Origin of the sequence: Lentzea flaviverrucosa, from assembly GCF_003350445.1 — a bacterium.
Classification (GTDB): Bacteria; Actinomycetota; Actinomycetes; order Mycobacteriales; family Pseudonocardiaceae; genus Lentzea; species Lentzea californiensis.
The window spans coordinates 140,293-155,961 of record NZ_QQAU01000010.1 but is presented as its reverse complement, the minus strand read 5'-3'; the positions used below and the strand labels follow the sequence as shown (position 1 = coordinate 155,961).

19 protein-coding genes are annotated in these 15,669 nt (G+C 67.9%); 9 read left to right on the top strand and 10 right to left on the bottom strand.

Features of this window, described 5'->3' with window-relative positions; genetic code table 11:
- The first annotated feature begins 18 nt into the window (after positions 1-18).
- The 6 genes from DFR72_RS28750 to DFR72_RS28725 all read left to right on the top strand — a co-directional run bounded on the left by DFR72_RS28750 (position 19) and on the right by DFR72_RS28725 (position 4,715).
- On the top strand, positions 19-1,119 hold the full coding sequence (locus tag DFR72_RS28750) for an acyl-CoA dehydrogenase family protein (protein WP_090068306.1): 1,101 nt from the start codon (positions 19-21) through the stop codon (positions 1,117-1,119).
- Positions 1,119-2,120 carry a s-methyl-5-thioribose-1-phosphate isomerase gene (locus tag DFR72_RS28745; protein WP_170176429.1) on the top strand — a complete coding sequence of 334 codons (1,002 nt, stop codon included), beginning with the start codon at positions 1,119-1,121 and terminating at the stop codon, positions 2,118-2,120. The genes DFR72_RS28750 and DFR72_RS28745 overlap by 1 nt, the downstream gene beginning before the upstream one ends.
- The gene (mtnC, locus tag DFR72_RS28740; RefSeq protein ID WP_090068308.1) at positions 2,117-2,773 is read left to right on the top strand and encodes an acireductone synthase; all 657 of its coding nucleotides are present in this window, start codon (positions 2,117-2,119) and stop codon (positions 2,771-2,773) included. Before DFR72_RS28745 ends, mtnC begins: the two co-directional genes overlap by 4 nt.
- Positions 2,770-3,366 carry a methylthioribulose 1-phosphate dehydratase gene (gene mtnB / locus DFR72_RS28735; protein ID WP_256239447.1) on the top strand — a complete coding sequence of 199 codons (597 nt, stop codon included), beginning with the start codon at positions 2,770-2,772 and terminating at the stop codon, positions 3,364-3,366. Before mtnC ends, mtnB begins: the two co-directional genes overlap by 4 nt.
- The gene (locus DFR72_RS28730; RefSeq protein ID WP_090068312.1) at positions 3,363-3,926 is read left to right on the top strand and encodes a 1,2-dihydroxy-3-keto-5-methylthiopentene dioxygenase; all 564 of its coding nucleotides are present in this window, start codon (positions 3,363-3,365) and stop codon (positions 3,924-3,926) included. The genes mtnB and DFR72_RS28730 overlap by 4 nt, the downstream gene beginning before the upstream one ends.
- 111 nt (positions 3,927-4,037) lie before the next feature.
- Positions 4,038-4,715, top strand: coding sequence for a polysaccharide lyase family 7 protein (locus tag DFR72_RS28725; protein WP_143086827.1), 678 nt, complete (start codon positions 4,038-4,040; stop codon positions 4,713-4,715).
- Here DFR72_RS28725 and DFR72_RS28720 read toward each other — a convergent pair.
- Positions 4,700-5,182, bottom strand: coding sequence for a GNAT family N-acetyltransferase (locus DFR72_RS28720; protein WP_090068316.1), 483 nt, complete (start codon positions 5,180-5,182; stop codon positions 4,700-4,702). The genes DFR72_RS28725 and DFR72_RS28720 overlap by 16 nt on opposite strands.
- A 24-nt stretch (positions 5,183-5,206) precedes the next feature.
- Here DFR72_RS28720 and DFR72_RS28715 point away from each other — a divergent pair, with 24 nt between their 5' ends.
- Genes DFR72_RS28715 through DFR72_RS28705 form a run of 3 tightly spaced genes read left to right on the top strand, consistent with a single transcriptional unit; the run spans position 5,207 to position 7,197 of the window.
- Positions 5,207-6,142: an asparaginase gene (locus tag DFR72_RS28715; RefSeq protein WP_090068318.1), complete on the top strand. Its 936-nt coding sequence runs from the start codon at positions 5,207-5,209 to the stop codon at positions 6,140-6,142.
- 28 nt (positions 6,143-6,170) lie between these two features.
- Positions 6,171-7,049, top strand: a complete 879-nt coding sequence (locus DFR72_RS28710; RefSeq protein WP_342768679.1) for a helix-turn-helix domain-containing protein — start codon at positions 6,171-6,173, stop codon at positions 7,047-7,049.
- On the top strand, positions 7,024-7,197 hold the full coding sequence (locus DFR72_RS28705) for a DUF397 domain-containing protein (RefSeq protein ID WP_090068322.1): 174 nt from the start codon (positions 7,024-7,026) through the stop codon (positions 7,195-7,197). Before DFR72_RS28710 ends, DFR72_RS28705 begins: the two co-directional genes overlap by 26 nt.
- Here the strand turns inward: DFR72_RS28705 and DFR72_RS28700 are convergent.
- The 9 genes from DFR72_RS28700 to DFR72_RS28660 all read right to left on the bottom strand — a co-directional run bounded on the left by DFR72_RS28700 (position 7,184) and on the right by DFR72_RS28660 (position 15,541).
- Positions 7,184-7,729, bottom strand: a complete 546-nt coding sequence (locus DFR72_RS28700; RefSeq protein WP_090068324.1) for a radical SAM family protein — start codon at positions 7,727-7,729, stop codon at positions 7,184-7,186. The genes DFR72_RS28705 and DFR72_RS28700 overlap by 14 nt on opposite strands.
- A gap of 56 nt (positions 7,730-7,785) precedes the next feature.
- Positions 7,786-8,451 carry a response regulator transcription factor gene (locus DFR72_RS28695; protein WP_090068326.1) on the bottom strand — a complete coding sequence of 222 codons (666 nt, stop codon included), beginning with the start codon at positions 8,449-8,451 and terminating at the stop codon, positions 7,786-7,788.
- On the bottom strand, positions 8,448-10,322 hold the full coding sequence (locus DFR72_RS47160) for a sensor histidine kinase (RefSeq protein ID WP_090068328.1): 1,875 nt from the start codon (positions 10,320-10,322) through the stop codon (positions 8,448-8,450). The genes DFR72_RS28695 and DFR72_RS47160 overlap by 4 nt, the downstream gene beginning before the upstream one ends.
- Positions 10,301-10,525 carry a hypothetical protein gene (locus DFR72_RS28685; protein WP_090068330.1) on the bottom strand — a complete coding sequence of 75 codons (225 nt, stop codon included), beginning with the start codon at positions 10,523-10,525 and terminating at the stop codon, positions 10,301-10,303. The genes DFR72_RS47160 and DFR72_RS28685 overlap by 22 nt, the downstream gene beginning before the upstream one ends.
- Positions 10,526-10,644: 119 nt before the next feature.
- On the bottom strand, positions 10,645-11,634 hold the full coding sequence (locus tag DFR72_RS28680) for a zinc-dependent alcohol dehydrogenase family protein (RefSeq protein ID WP_090068332.1): 990 nt from the start codon (positions 11,632-11,634) through the stop codon (positions 10,645-10,647).
- Positions 11,631-12,431: a carbohydrate ABC transporter permease gene (locus DFR72_RS28675; protein ID WP_090068334.1), complete on the bottom strand. Its 801-nt coding sequence runs from the start codon at positions 12,429-12,431 to the stop codon at positions 11,631-11,633. The genes DFR72_RS28680 and DFR72_RS28675 overlap by 4 nt, the downstream gene beginning before the upstream one ends.
- Positions 12,428-13,357 (bottom strand): carbohydrate ABC transporter permease, encoded by a 930-nt coding sequence (locus DFR72_RS28670; RefSeq protein WP_090068336.1) that lies wholly within the window; start codon positions 13,355-13,357, stop codon positions 12,428-12,430. The genes DFR72_RS28675 and DFR72_RS28670 overlap by 4 nt, the downstream gene beginning before the upstream one ends.
- Position 13,358: 1 nt before the next feature.
- Positions 13,359-14,693, bottom strand: coding sequence for an ABC transporter substrate-binding protein (locus DFR72_RS28665; RefSeq protein WP_090068338.1), 1,335 nt, complete (start codon positions 14,691-14,693; stop codon positions 13,359-13,361).
- Between the two features lie 86 nt (positions 14,694-14,779).
- A complete protein-coding gene (locus DFR72_RS28660; protein WP_090068339.1) occupies positions 14,780-15,541 on the bottom strand; it encodes a DeoR/GlpR family DNA-binding transcription regulator in 762 nt (253 codons plus the stop codon).
- Positions 15,542-15,669: the final 128 nt, after the last annotated feature.

The window sequence follows — 15,669 nt, the reverse complement described above, 5'->3', positions numbered from 1 at the left end:
CCACCGAGAGGAGCAGGGATGTCGAACTGGCTGGACGTCGCGCACGAGGTTGCGGCGACGCTCAGGTCCGACGCGGCGGACAGGGACCGGGCCGGCCAGCCGCCCGCCAAAGAGGTCGAACTGCTCCGGCAGAGCGGTCTGCTCAACGTCCGGGACTGGACGCAGCAGCAGCGGGTCGGCCGGATCATCGGTGCCGCCGACGCCAACGCCGGTCACCTCCTCGGGTACCACTACCTGCAGATCTGGCGCAGCGGGCTGTTCGACGCGCAGTTCGGCGTCCAGCCCGACCAGTTCTGGGCCGGCGTCAGCAACCCGCTCGACGCGGCGCTCGAACTGACGCCCGCCGAAGGTGGTTTCGTCCTGAACGGTCGCAAGACCTTCGCCACCGGAGCCGCTGTCGCCGATCGCCTCGTGGTCAGCGCGACGCGCACGGACAACGGCGAGAAACTCACGTTCCTGCTCGACGGGAAAGCGACCGGAATCACCTACTTGGACGATTGGGACAACATCGGTCAGCGCCTCACGGCGTCCGGCGGGGTGACCTTCGAGAACGTCCGGGTGACGGAGGTTCTCGGCGTCCAGCCGGCCAATGAGGACCCGCGCGTCAGCCTCGCCGCGCTCGGCTTCCAGCTCGTGCTCGCCCAGCTCTACGTGGCCATCGCGGAGGGCGCGCTCGCGGAGGCCGCCGACTACACCCGCACCAAGACCCGCCCGTGGTTCGTCAGCGGCGTCGAGTCCGCCACCGAGGACCCGTACATCGTCGCGGCCTACGGCGAGATGGTGTCCCAGACCAGGGCCGCCGGGCTGCTCGCGGACGAAGCCGCCCGTCAGCTGTGGGAGGCCTCCGAATTCGGCCGCAACCTGACGGCCGCCAAGCGCGGCGAGGTCGCGGTGACGATCTCCGAGGCGAAGGTCGTCAGCACCAAGCTCGTCAACGAGGTCACCAGCCGGATCTTCGAGCAGATCGGCGCGCGCGGCACCGCGGCCAAGTACGGCGTGGACCGCTTCTGGCGCAACGCCCGCACGCTCACGCTGCACGACCCGGTCGTCTACAAGGCCCGCGAGGTCGGCGAGCACTTCCTGACCGGCGCGCGCCCCGCCCACACCGGGTACAGCTGATGCAGCCGGTGCTCGCCGACTCGGTGCGGCTCACCGGCGACGGCGTGCTGATCCTCGACCGGCGGCAGTTCCCGTTCGAACGGAACTGGGTGCTGTGCCGCACGGCCGAGGACGTCGCGAAGGCCATCGAGGACATGGTCACCCAGTCCTCCGGACCGTACTTCGCGGTGCTGTTCGCCATGGTGCTGAAGGCACGCACCCTGGAGGCGCTGCCGTTCGAACAGGCCCGCGCGCAGCTGGCGGAGACCGCGCGGGTGCTCGAGAACACCAGGCGCACCAACAACGCCCTGCGCAAGGCCACCAAGGTCGTCCTCGACCACGTGGACGCCGCGCGGAACGTCACGCACGCACTCGCGGGCGCCGAGGAAGGCGACCGCAGGTACCGGGCCAAGAGCCAGGCTCTGGGCGAGCACACGGCGAACCTGTTGCCCGACAACGCCACCGTCATGACGCACTGCTGGGCCGACCTGTACCTGACGGAGACGGTCAGAGCCGCCCAGAACCAGCAGAAGACGCTGCGCTTCTTCTGCACCGAGACCAGGCCCTACCTGCAGGGAGCCAGGCTCACCGCGGAGACGTTGATCGAGATGGGCGTCGACACCACGCTCATCACGGACGGCATGGGCGCCGCGGTGCTGCAGAGCGGCGAGGTCGACGCGTTGGTGACGGCGGCCGACCGGGTCACCATGGACGGGCACGTCGTGAACAAGGTCGGCACACTGGGTCTGGCCGTGGCCGCGCACGCGTTCGGAGTACCGTTCCACGCCCAAGTGCAGGCACCCGATCTGCTGGCTCCCACGACGGACCACGTGGAGATCGAGTACCGCGACGGTGCCGAAGTGCTGCAGGTGCTGGGCAGGCCGAGTGCCACGCCGAGGGTCAAGGGGCACTACCCGGCGTTCGACGTGACGCCGCCGCGCTTCGTCACGACGGTGGTGACCGACCGGGGCGTCTACAGCGCCGGGGAGCTCGACAAGTACTACGAGGGAGAACAGCGGTGAGCAAGTGGGTCGTGCTCGACATCGAGGGCACGCTGAGCGCGACGGACCAGGTGCTGGTCGTCCTCTACGACTACGCCCGCCCCAGGCTCGGTCCGTGGATCGAGCAGCACGGTGACGACCCGGTGGTCGCCGACGCCGTGCGGCAGATCAAGGAGCTCAGCGGGCACGACGACGTCGTCAAGGCGCTGCACGACTGGATGGACGCCGACCAGAAGGTCACGCCCCTCAAGACGTTGCAGGGCCTCATCTGGCAGCAGGGCTACGCGCAGGGCGACCTGGTCGCGGAGTTCTTCCCGGACGTGGTCCCCGCGATCCGCAAGTGGCACGGCGACGGCGTGAAGCTCGCGATCTTCAGCTCCGGCTCGGTCGCGGGCCAGGTCGCGTTCTTCCAGCACACCACCGACGGCGACCTGACCCCGTTGCTGGAGCACCACTTCGACACGGTCAACGCCGGCCCGAAGCGCGAGGCCGCGTCGTACCACAAGATCGCCTCGGTGCTGAAGAGCGACGACATCACCTTCTACAGCGACGTTCCGGCCGAGCTGCACGCCGCGCAGGAGGCGGGCTGGAAGACGGTCGGCGTCGCGCGCGCCGGTGAGCCGTACGGCAACGCCGACTTCTCGCCCCACCCGACGGTCTGGGAGCTCTCGTGACCGCCGAGCTGGCCCGCGAGTGCGTCCGCTTCGCGCAGATGGGCTGGATGCGCGGCACGAGCGGCAACCTCTCCGTTGTCCTGCAACGCGATCCGCTCCGGCTCGCGGTCACGGTCAGCGGCGTGGACAAGGGTGAGATCACCGCGCAGGACAGCGTCGTCATCGACGCCGACGGCAACGCGGTCGACTCGCCGAAGGTGCCGTCCGCCGAAGCGGGCCTGCACGCCAGGATCGCTCGCGTAGCAGGCGCGGGCGCCGTCGTGCACGTCCACGCGCTCGCCACCGTCGTCGCGGCGGAGCACTGGCCCGGCGGCGTGGTGCTGAAGGACCTGGAGATGCTCAAGGGTTTCGGCCGGTACGCCCACGAAGAGGTCGTGATCCCGGTCGTCCGCAACTCGCAGGACATGCTCGAACTGGGCGATGCCTTCGAGAAGGGCTTCGACCCGAAGGTGCCGGCACTGCTCGTCGCACGGCACGGCGTGTACGTGTGGGGCGACGACCTGGTGCAGGCCCGGCACCGCCTGGAATGCCTGGAGTGGTTGCTGCGCTTCAAGGTGGAGACGCGAGACATCTTTACGGGGAGGCACTCATGACGCTGTTGACCGTGTGGCCGGAAACCGGCCCCGAGGAGACCGTCCTGCGCACCACCGACGCCGAGGAGATCACCACCGCGCTCAAGGAGCACGGCGTGCGCTTCAGCCGCTGGTCCGTTGTGGACGGTGTGACCGCCGAGAACGCCTTGGAGATCTACAAGGACGAGGTCGCCCGCGTCAGCGAGACGGAGAGCTACGGCTACGTCGACGCGATGGAGATGACCCCGGCCGACACGGACGAGTACCGCGCGAAGGCCGTCGAGTTCCGCAACAAGTTCCTCGCCGAGCACACGCACGACGACGACGAGGACCGCTATTTCGCCCGTGGCGCAGGCGTTTTCTACCTGCACATCGGCGACAAGGTCTACGCGGTGTTCTGCATGGCGGGCGACCTGCTGAGCGTCCCGGCGAACACGACGCACTGGTTCGACATGGGCACGACGCCCGACTACGTGTCGATCCGGTTCTTCCACGACGACGACGGCTGGATCGGGAACTTCACCGGAAGCGACATCGCGACGAGGTTCCCGACCTTCGACGAAATCCGTTCAGGGATGTGAAAAGTTCGCCCATCTGAACGTTGTTCCGGAATTTGAACGAAGTATTGATTCCCTCCGCCCTCTGACCTCACAGTGGTACAGACCACTTATCGAAGGTCGGAGGGATTCAACGTGGAAACCCCTGCACTCCACACACGACGATCCGTGCTCGCCCTCGCGTTGACGGCACCCCTGCTCGTGGCCCCGGCGGCTCAGGCCCTCGCTCAGCCGCCGTCTGCGCAGTGGGTCTCGGCGCCGTACACCTACACCGTCCAGAAGCCGTACAACCTCGCGACCAGCGCGCGGTACAAGTTCGAAGGCGGCGTCCACACGACGTGGGTGTACGACTACGACCAGCCGCACACCCAAGGCAGCCCGACGGACCCGCGCACCGAACTGCGGTTCAACCAGGAGTACTCCAGCGGTTCGCGCGCCTGGGAAGGCGAGATCTACATCCCGGCCGGCGTCAGCGGCCCGACCGTCGTGCAGATCCTGCGCGGCAGCCGCCCCGACGGCACCCGAGCCACCGACGTGATGCTCAACGTCACGAACGCCAGCGGTGGCACCCTGCGCAAGGACAGCAACCAGGTCGTCGCCACCGGCATCTACAACAAGTGGTTCAAGATCCGCGTCGAACACACCGCGGTATCAGGCGGCCGCGGCACCGTGAAGACGTACTACAACGGCGCCCTCAAGCTCACGCACCAGGACGAGGGCCCGGCGACGCGCTATTTCAAGAACGGCGTCTACCACCACGGCAGCGGCCGGGCGGAGGCCCGTTTCCGCAACATCACCTACTGGCGCCAGTGACACTGCTCGGCACCGTAAGCCTCATAGCGCTCTTCTTCCGTGAAGCCCAGCTTCGCCAGTAGGCGCATCGAGGCCTCGTTGGCGACCTGGCAGTCGCTCACGACCTGCTCACCGGGAAGCGCGGCGGCGAACCACGCCAGCGCCGCCGCGCACGCCTCGAACGCGTAGCCCTTGCCCCATGCCTCCGGCAGGAACATGTAGCCCAACTGCGCGTCGTCGAACGTGATCATGCCGATCATCGCGCCGTCGAGTGCGACCACGAAGAAACCCGTGCGCCTGCCCGGAACCTCGGGCATCGTGCGCTCGACCTCGTCTCGCGGCTCGGCTCCACCGACGTAGGTGCCCACCTCGGGCGACGAGAACAACTCGACGAACGCCTCGCGATCGCCCGCCTCGGACTCGCGCAGCACGAGCCGCTCGGTCGTGATCGGGGCAGGCGGCCAGGCGACGAGTCCGAGTCCGGTCATGCGATCCACCCTAGAGTGAGGTGCATGGACTCACGGGTGGCGGTGGCATCGCTCGGCGGCACGATCACGATGACCGGTTCCGGCGCGGTGACACCGACACTCGGCGCTGATGACCTGGTCCGAGGTCTGGAAGTCGGCGAGATCGCGACCCTGGCGACGATCCCCGGCGCCTCGCTCACCTCCGCGACCCTGCTGGAAGCCTTCGACTGGGCCGACAAGCAGGTGTCCGAGGGCGCGCGGGGCGTCGTCGTCATCCAGGGCACCGACACGCTAGAAGAGACCGCGTACTTCTTCGACTGCCTCTGGCCGCACGACGAACCGATCGTCGTCACCGGCGCGATGCGGCACCCAGGACTCCCCGGCGCCGACGGCCCCGCCAACCTCGCCGCAGCCGTGTCCGTTGCCGCAGCACAGAATTCCCGCGGTCGCGGCGCACTGCTCGTGCTGAACGACGAGATCCACGCCGCCCGCTGGGTGCGCAAGGCGCACAGCAGCCTGATGAACGCCTTCCAGTCGTTCCCCGGCCCACTGGGACTGGTCGTCGAGGGTGCGGCGCAGTACTTCCACCCCGCACACCGCTTGCCCGCGCTGCCACGACCCCTGGACGTGCCGGCGGTTCCCCTCATCGAGGCCACTGTGGACGATGACGGCGCCATCCTCGACTGGCTCGACGTCAAGGGAACCGTCGTCGCGGCCACCGGCGCCGGACACGTGTCGGCCGGCATGGCGGAGGCGATCTCGCGGGCCCGGTTCCCGGTGGTGGTCGCGACGCGGACGGGTGCGGGCACGACGTTCCGCAACACCTACGGGTTCGTCGGGTCGGAGTCGGACCTGATCGAACGCGGCGTGGTGATGGCCGGGTGGCTATGTCCCCGCAAGGCGCGCGTGCTGCTGCGTCTCGCTCTCGGCGCTATGCAACCTATCGGGGACGTTTTCGCAGCTCGCGGGGCTATTTTCTAGCTCATTTTCACCCGAATGAGTCAGTGGCATGGATCAAATCCAAGCCATACCGTCATTGGGCATGACTGCGATCATTTCCACTCCGTACAGCCGGGAGCTCGGCGACGAGCTGCGCCGCCTGCGGGAGACGTGCACCCAGTTCCACGGCCGCGCGATGGCCATCAGTCTGGGCTGGGATCCGAGCAAGGTGTCCGACATCGAACTCGGCAAGGTGCGAGCGAGCGACGTCGATCTCGTGCAGTACATGGCCACGTGCGGCAAGAACATCGACTTCATCGACGCGTTTCGCAGTCGCTACTACAACGCCTTCGACCTGTACCTCGCTCAGGTGCCGGACAAGCTGCGCACACTCGCGCTGACCGAGGCGATGGCCACGAAGATCATTTCCTACGACATCATGACCGTGCACGGTTTGTTGCAGACGGACGACTACGCGCGCGAGCTGTTCGTCGACTCTCACATCGAGGCGCCCGACGACATCGAGAGGTTCGTCCAAGCGCGCATGGACCGGCAAACGATCATGAGACGGCCGAACCGCCCGGAGTGCATGTTCTACCTGCACGAACTGGCGCTGCGGATGCGGCTCGGCAGCCCGTCAGTTCGCGAGGACCAGTACCTGCGCCTTCTTTTCAACACCCACATGCTCCGGATCGTGCCTGCTCACGTCAGCACTCTCCGCTCGGCCTGCACGCTGTACGAGTTCGGCAAGGCCGCGCCGGTCGTGTACAGCGAGACCGACACGGCGAACGTGTATGCGCAGGACAGCGCTGCAGTGGCACGGACCAGGAGGCTCTTTCAGCGGCTGGATGCGGTGGCTCTGGATGCGGAACAATCGAAGCGCAAGCTGGCGGAGTACGTCAGCGCACTTCGAGAGGATTCCCATGACGGCGGAGCGGACCTGGCGTAAGAGCACCTACAGCAACGGTGACGGCGGCGGCAGCTGCGTCGAGGTGTCGCTGGCCCAGGACGCCCTCGTGCGGGACACGAAGAACGCGAGCGGTGACGTACTCGCGTTCTCCACCCCTGCCTGGCGCGCCCTGATCAACTCGCTCTGACCACCGAGGTGTTCGCGGTCTCGACCGTCACCCGCACGGTCTGAGGGGCGAGCGACTGCAGGTACTGCGCGTGGTCCGAGCCGAGCGTGTCGCTGAACGCGATGAACCCCAGCCGGGTCAGTTCGAACGCGGTGGTCGCGCAGAACTCCTCCAGGCGGTCGAAGCCGCGGCGGATGCCGGTGGCGTCGAGGCCGAACACGGCGTGCCGGTCGAGCTTGGCGGCGCCGATGTCGAGCAGGTGCAGCGCGTGCATGGCGTGCGTGAACGCCATCGCGCACACCTCGATGCGTGAGCACGACAGCAGGAGCGTCCGCACCATCGACGGGTGCAGCGACTTGCCGGACGTGCGCAGGACCACGTCGATGCCGGCGGCGCGGAACAGTTCGACGATCTCGAACAGGCCGGGTACGCCCAGCGGCTCGCCGCCGCCCAGCGTGACGGTCTCGGGGCGCATCGAGATGAGCGCCTGTGCGATGTGCAGCATTCGGTCGTGGCTGAGCCGCGCGTGTGCGACGTCCCAGGTGATGTCCATGCGATCGGGCCCCCTTCGGCGGATACGCCGATCCAATCCAGGGACCTGTCCCGTCGTCAGGTGACCTGTGTCCCCATCTGGGAGGGACTTCCCAGCCCGGCCTCACGGGCCCGCACGATGGCCTGTGCGCGGTCGGCCACCTGCAGCTTGGTGAAGATCGCGGAGACCCGGTTGCGGACGGTCTTGCCCGACAGCGTCAGCCGGTGCGCGATCGACGGGTTGTCCAGGCCTGACGCCATCAGCTCCAGCACGTCCCGTTCACGGTCCGTGAGCTGTGGGAACAGCACTGCCTTGGACGACGAGATCGCGGTGAAGTAACCCATCATCCGCTGGGCGATGGTGGCGCTGAAGATCGCCTCGCCGGCTCCTATCGCCTGCACCGCGCGCACGATCTCGTCGTCGTCCGTCGTCTTGACCAGGTAGCCGCGCGCGCCGGCCTTCATCGCCGCGAACACCAGTTCGTCGTCCTCGTGCATCGTCAGCACGAGGACACCGACGTGCGGCAGGGCCTCCTGGATCTGCTTCGCGGCCTCGACACCGCCCATGACGGGCATGTGCAGGTCCATCACGACGACGTCCGGCGCGAGGTCGAGGACGACCTGCACGGCCTCCTGCCCGTCGGCGGCGTCACCGACGACCTCGAGACCGTCCTCGCCGTCCAGCAACGCCTTCAGGCCGCGCCGGAACACCGGGTGGTCGTCTGCGATCACAACCCGCGTCACTGGGCCTCCAACGGGATCCGCGCCACCACCCGAGTCCCGTGTGGTTCCGCGGGTCCCACTGTGCACGATCCACCCAGCTCCGCGCAGCGTTCCCGCATCGAATCGAGCCCCACACCCGGTTTGGCACCGGCCGCGACGCCGCGGCCGTCGTCGACGATCTCCACGACCAGGTCGCCGTCGGCCCGCACGGTGATCACGCAGGTCGACGCTCCGGAGTGGCGCGAGGTGTTGGTCAAAGCCTCCGCGACGATCCGGTAGGCCGCGACCTCGACCGCGGCGGACAGCCCGTCGATCTGCTCGGCTCGCACCTCGACGCGCAGGTCACCGCCGAAGCGGGCGGCCTCGTCGCGCACGGCCAGCGCCAGGCCCTGGTCGAGGATCGGCGGCCGCAGCCCGTCCACGAGGCTGCGCACCTCGACGGCGGTCGTGTCGACGTCGGCCAGCACCGGGTCCAGCACGTCGCCCAGCGAGCGGCGCAACGCCTTGAGCTGCAACCGGATCCCGACCAGCGCCGGTCCCACGCCGTCGTGCAGGTCGCGCCGCAGCCGCAGCCGTTCCTCCTCGCGGGCGCGCACCAGCCGTTCACGGGCGAGCTGCAGATCGGCGGTCAGCTTGATCGACTGCGCGGCCGGGGCGGTGGACCGGGCGAGGTCGACGAGCAGGCTCAGTTCGCGATCGCTCAGCCGCTCGTCCGGTGCACGCGGCTCGACCACGAGATCGCCGACCGAGGAACCCCGGTACGTCATGGGGAAGCGCAGCTGCGGCCACCCGCGGCTGCGCCCGTGCTCGGCCAGCACCGACCCGCCGCGAATCGCCACGTACGGCAGCTTCAACGACTCGGCGACCGTCTGCGCCACCGTCGCAAGCACGTCCTGCGACTGTTCGAGCTTCTCGCTCAACGTGGACAACGTCGCATAAGGATCGGAGCGCTCGCCGTAGAGCCAGCGGTCGAGCTTGCGCTGCACCCAGCTGCGGATCGGCGCGAACACCAGCCCCGCGGCCACGACGCCGATCACCTCGGCGTCCTTCGCGAACAGCTGACCCGCCCCGACCATCACGCCGAGGTAGACCAGCAGCAGCACCACGGTCAGCGAGCCGTAGAGCAACGACCGGTGGATCAGCAGGCTGATGTCGTACAGGCCGTACCGCAGGATCGCGATGACCGCGGCGGCCGGGAACGCCAGCACACCGACGATCCACGCGATGTGCCCGTCCGTCGTCTCCACCACGGTCGCCACGCCGGCCAGCGTCAGCAGCGCGAACGCCCACACGAGCAGGCGGCGTTCGTCCCCTTCGGCCCTCCGCCACCGCAGGGCCAGCGACACCACGGCCGCGAGCACGGAGACCCCGGCGGCGAGCACGGCGATCAGCGTGATCGTCTTCGCGACCCCGTCACCACCGCTCTGCCAGTACGAGGCGGGATCGCCCCACGACGCCCAGGCGATCCCGATGGTGCCGGCCACGGCACTGAACAGCGACGCGCCGATGGCGATCCACCAGCGGTTGCTCAGCGGCCTGCCGTTGGGGAAGACCAGTGCCACAGCGGGCAACAGCGCGTACGTGGGCCACCAGACCCACGCCTCGACCCATCGGGCGGGGTGGTCGGCGGACTGACCCGCGACCGCGATGGCGACGGCGCCGAACACGCCCATCACCAGCAGCAACCACCCGACGGACGACCTGCGGACGTGGCCGATCACCCGCACCCCGAGCAGGGTGCAGGCGAACGCGACCAGCCAGTTCCGCGGATGCGAGACGGCGCCGGTGACCGCTGTGTGCACGACGGCGAAGAGCACACAGGCGGCCACCAACGCGCCGATGACACGGGCGAGGGTGACCTCGCGCCGCGTCAGTCGCTGAGCCAGTGCCACAGGTTGTGGAACGGTGAACCGGAGTCCATCGTGGAGAGACCTCCGGGCCAGCCCTGGAAGGTCATGATCCGGTGGCGCAGCTCTTCCACGGTCCTGGGCTGGGCGGCCTTGTGGGTGTGATCGAAATCGACGTCCTCAGGTGGCGCGTTCATCGCGCGCACCTGGAGCTCCGCGTACCAGGCGAGGAGCTCTTCGTCGGACATGTGCGAAAAGTACGGCGGCGTTACTTTCTGCCCGGACTTCGACATGCCTGGAAGGAGTCGTGGGCACCCGTCTGGATACACGAGTGCCCACGAACTTCCCCGAACTTTTTCCGGCTAGATCACGGAAGAACCTGGATCTTGCGGCCGACACCGGCCTTGAACTGGTCCAACGCCCCGGCGTAACCGTCCAGCGGCACCCTGTCACTGATGAAGACCTCGGGGTCCAGCACCCCGGTCGCGAACAGGTCCGCCGCCCGTTCGAACGAGTGCAGCACCGCCATCGAGCCGGTGATGGTGATCTCCTGGTTGTAGATCTTGTACGGCTCGATGGTCACGCGGGCCGAGTAGTCCGAGACTCCGAACTGGAGGAACGTGCCTCCCTTCGCGACCCGGCCCAGACCGTCCTGGATGGCCTTCTCGTTGCCGGTGGCGTCGATGACGACGTCCCAGCCCTGCGGCCGGTCCAGTTCGTCCGCGGAGGACGCCACGCCCGTGACGCCGAGCTGGACCGCGGTCTTCAGGCGTTCCTCGTTGAGGTCCACGACCTCGATCGACGACGCGCCGGTCAGCTTGCCGAGCTGCAGCATCATCAGGCCCATCGTGCCCGAGCCGTAGATCAGCACCCGGGACGCCATCTGCGACCGCAGCACGTCGTAGCCGCGCACCGCGCACGACAACGGCTCGATCAGCGCCGCGTCCTCGGTCCGCACGTGGTCCGGCAGCTTCACGCAGTTCGCCACGGGGGCCACCGCGAACTCCGCCGCACCACCGGCCGTCGTGACGCCGATGGCCGCCCAGCGCTCGCAGAGGTTGTTCTTGCCCGAGCGGCACATGCGGCACTCGTGGCAGTAGAGCGACGGGTCGACAGCGACCCGGTCACCCACGGAGAGCTCGTTGACCTGCGACCCGATCTCGACGATGGTGCCCGCGAACTCGTGGCCCGGCACGACCGGCAGGGTGGGCGCGAACTCGCCCTGCAGGATGTGCAGGTCCGTACCGCAAAGGCCACAGGCGGCCACGTCGACGACCACTTCGCGGGGACCGCACTTCGGATCGTCCACAGTGGTCACTTCGACGGATCCGACGCCGGTGATCACTGCTGCTTTCACTTGACTGCTCCCAACGAAAGGCCCTGGACGAGCTTGTCCTGAGCGGCGAACCCGGCGATGAGCACCGGCAGAGAGACCACGACCGCCGCGGCGCAGACCTTGGCCAGGAAGAGGCCCTGCGACGTGACGAACCCGGTCAGGTACACGGGCGCGGTACCGGCGACGACACCGGTCAGCACCCGTGCGAAGAGCAGCTCGTTCCAGCTGAAGATGAAGCAGATCAACGCCGTCGCCGCGATGCCCGGCATCGCGATCGGCGCCACCACCCGGCGCAGGGTCGTGACCAGCCCGGCGCCGTCGATCGAGGCCGCCTCGAGGATCTCCTTGGGGACCTCGGCCAGGAACGAGCGCATGAGCCACACCGCGATCGGCAGGTTCATCGAGCAGTACAGCAGCGTGAGGAACGAGATGTTGTCGAGCATCCCGGAGAACTGCGCGATCAGGTAGATCGGCAGCAGCGCCGCGACGACCGGCATCATCTTGGTGGAGAGGAAGAAGAACAGGACGTCCGTCCACTTCTCCACCGGCTTGATCGACAACGCGTACGCGGCCGGGATCGCCAGCAGCAGCACGATGATCGTCGATCCGATCGAGGCGCTGAACGAGTTGATCAGCGGCGGCCACGCGCCGGCGTCGAAGAACTCGGCGTAGCCGTCCAGCGTCAGCGGTGCCGCGATGGACGGCGGGTTCGTGGCAGCGTCCGATTCGCTGTGCAGCGAGGTCAGGAACATCCAGGCCACCGGCGCGAAGAACACGATTCCGGCGAACCAGGCGAGCACGCCCCAAATGCGGTTCATCGCTTCTCCTCCTTGAACAGCGAGGACACCGTGCGCAGCGCGAACGTCGCGATGATGATCGACCCCGCCACCACGATCACGCCGGCCGCGGAGGCCTCGCCGTACTCGTGGGCCTGGTAGAAGGTCTGGTAGATCATGTACGGCAGGTTCGCCGTGCCCAGACCACCGGACGTGATCGTGAAGACCGCGTCGAAGTTCTGCACGATGTAGATCGACCCGAGCAGCCCGCCGAGCTCCAGGTACTGGCGCAGGTGCGGGAACGTCAGGTAGCGGAAGACCTGGAACGACGACGCGCCGTCGATCGTGGCCGCCTCGACGGGTTCGATGGGCTTGGACTGCAGGCCCGCCAGCAGGATCAGCATCATGAACGGCGTCCACTGCCACACCAGCGACAGCACGACGGCGCTCATCGGCATGGTGGAGATCCAGTCCGGCTGGGCGTCGAAGCCCAGCCAGTTGAGGATTCCGTTGAACAGGCCGTACTCCGGGTTGTAGAGCACGTGCTTCCAGATCAGCGCCGCCGCCACCGGGACCACGAGGAACGGCGCGATGAGCATGGTGCGCACGAACCCGCGGCCGGCGAACTTCTTGTCCAGCAGCAGCGCCAGGCCCAGCCCGAGGACCAGGCTGATCAGCACCACCGACGCCGTGAGCACGATCGTGTTGACGACCGACGAACGCAGGTCGGGGTCGGTGAAGACGTTGACGTAGTTGTCGAACCCGGCGAACCCGCGGTTGGCAGGGTCGAGCGAGTTCCACTTCATGAACGAGATGACCAGCGTCGCCACGAACGGCAGCTGCGTCACGATGATCAGGAAGATGAGCGCGGGCAGCAGAGGAGCCCGCCGCGCCCACTTCGGGTAGTTCCTGCGGGGGGCAGGGGGCGGCCGGTCCACGACCGGCCGCTCCCGCTCTAGGACAGCCATGTCACTGCCCCTTGTACTTCGCGGCGACCTTCTCGGCGAGTCCCTGACCGTTGTTCAGCGCGTCGTCCACCGTGACCGCGCCCGCGATCGCCGAGCTGATCTGCTGCGACACCTGGGTGCCGAGGTCGGTGAACTCGGGGATGCCGACGAACTGGATGCCGGGAGCCGGGCGCTCCTGCACACCGGGGTTGAGCGGCTTCGCACCCTTGATCGCGGCCTCGGCCATCGCGGAGAAGCTGCCGGAGGACTGCTTGTACTCGGGACGCTGGTAGGTCGACGAGCGCTTGCCGTCGGGGAGCTTCGACCAGCCGAGGTTCTTGCCGACGAGCTCCTCGTAGCCCTTGCCGGACGCCCACGAGATGAACTTCCAGGCGTTGTCCTGCTTCTTCGACGCCTTCTGGATGCCGAACGCCCACGTGTAGAGCCAGCCGGAGCTGTCGGTCTTCACGACCGGCGCCTGGGTGAAGCCGAGCTTGCCCTTGATGGGGGAGTCGGCGGCCTCGAGCAGGCCGGCGGCGACCGTGGCGTCGTACCACATCGCGACCTTGCCCTGCGTCATGTTGTTGAGGCACTCGGCGAACCCGGCCTGCGGAGCGCCCGCCTCACCGTGGTTGCGCACCAGGTCCACGTAGAACTTGGTGGCCTCCTTGAACTCCGGCGCGTTGACCTGCGCCTGCCAGTCCTTGGTGAACCACGTGCCGCCGAAGGTGTTCACGACCGTCGTGAGCGGCGCCATGACCTGGCCCCAGCCCGGCTGGCCGCGCAGGCAGATGCCGCGCACCTCGGGGGTCGCGACCTTCGCCGCAGCGTCCGCGACCTGCTGCCAGGTCGGCTTCTCGGGCAGCGTGACGCCCTTGGCCTCGAAGATGTCCTTGCGGTACATGAGGAACGACGACTCGCCGTAGAACGGCTGCGCGTAGACCTTGCCGTCCGCCGCGGTCAGCGACTGCCTGATCGGCTCCAGGATGTCGGCCTGGTCGAAGCCGCTGTCCTTGGACACGAAGTCGTCCATCGGCGCGAGCCAGCCGTTCTTGGCGAACATCGGTGTCTCGTAGTTGGAGATCGTCGCGACGTCGTACTGCCCGGCCTGGCTGGAGAAGTCCTGGCTGATCTTGTCGCGGACGTCGTTCTCGGGCAGCACGGTGAAGTTCACCTTGATGCCGGTGTCCTTGGTGAAGTTGTCCGCGGTGAGCTTCTGCAGGTCCTGCATCTGCGGGTTGTTCACCATCAGGACGTTCACCGAGTTCTCACCGCCGCCCCCGCCGCCGGCTCCCGAGCAGGCGGACGCGAGCAGCAACACTGCGGTAGCGGCTCCGAGTGTGCGAATCGACGACATCGTCGGTTCCTTTCAAGGGTTTTTGGGCGCGCTGAAGAAGGGGGATGTCGCACCCGGATCGTGAGGGCGGTCAGTGCCCAAGATGATCAAGCACGGATGACCTTGGGGCCTAGGAGGGTGTAGCGGTGGGCCTCGTGCGCGGTGAGGCCGCTGTCGGTGACGACCGCCTCCAGATCGGAGACCTCGGCGAACCGGTGGAAGCTGGAGACGCCGAACTTCGTGTGCGTCCCGACGAAGATCTTCCGCCGGGAAGCGCTGAGCGCCTTGGCCTTCACCGCGCCGACCGCCGGGTCGGGCGTGGTCAGGCCGTGCTCGCGGGAGATGCCGTTCGCACCGATGTAGGCGAGGTCGATGACCATCTCGCCGAGCATCCGGGTGGTCCAGTGGTCCACAGTGGCCAGTGTGTGGCCCCTGACGCGGCCGCCCAGCAGCAGGACGGTGCACGACGGGTGCTCGGACATCGCCGCCGCGGTCGGCAGCGACGCGGTGATGATCGTGAGCGGGTTGGTGGTGGGCAACGCCTCCGCGACGAGTTGCGGCGTGTAACCCTCGTCGATGAACACGGTCTCGGCGTCGTCGAGGCGTTCGGCGGCCGCCTTCGCGATGCGCCGCTTCTCCGGGACGTGCGACCCGGCGCGGAACCGGAGCCCCGTCTCGAAGCCGGCGCTCTCGACCGGCACACCGCCACCGTGCGTGCGTCGCACCAGGCCGTGCTCGTCGAGCACGCGGAGGTCGCGCCTGACCGTCTCGGGCGCGACGCGCAGTTCCTGCGCCATCTCCACCACGTCGACGCGGCCGTCGGCGCGGGCCCTGGCCAGGATGCGCCGCTTGCGTTCCTCGGCTCGCATGTCACCTGCCCACTCGGCTACTGGGTTGCCCGTTCGGGCCGTGCATAGATGAAACACCCTCGAAACATTGTGGTGGGTGCCACAACTGGGTGAGATCCTGCCCGATTTTCGCCCGGTTCGCCGTGTGT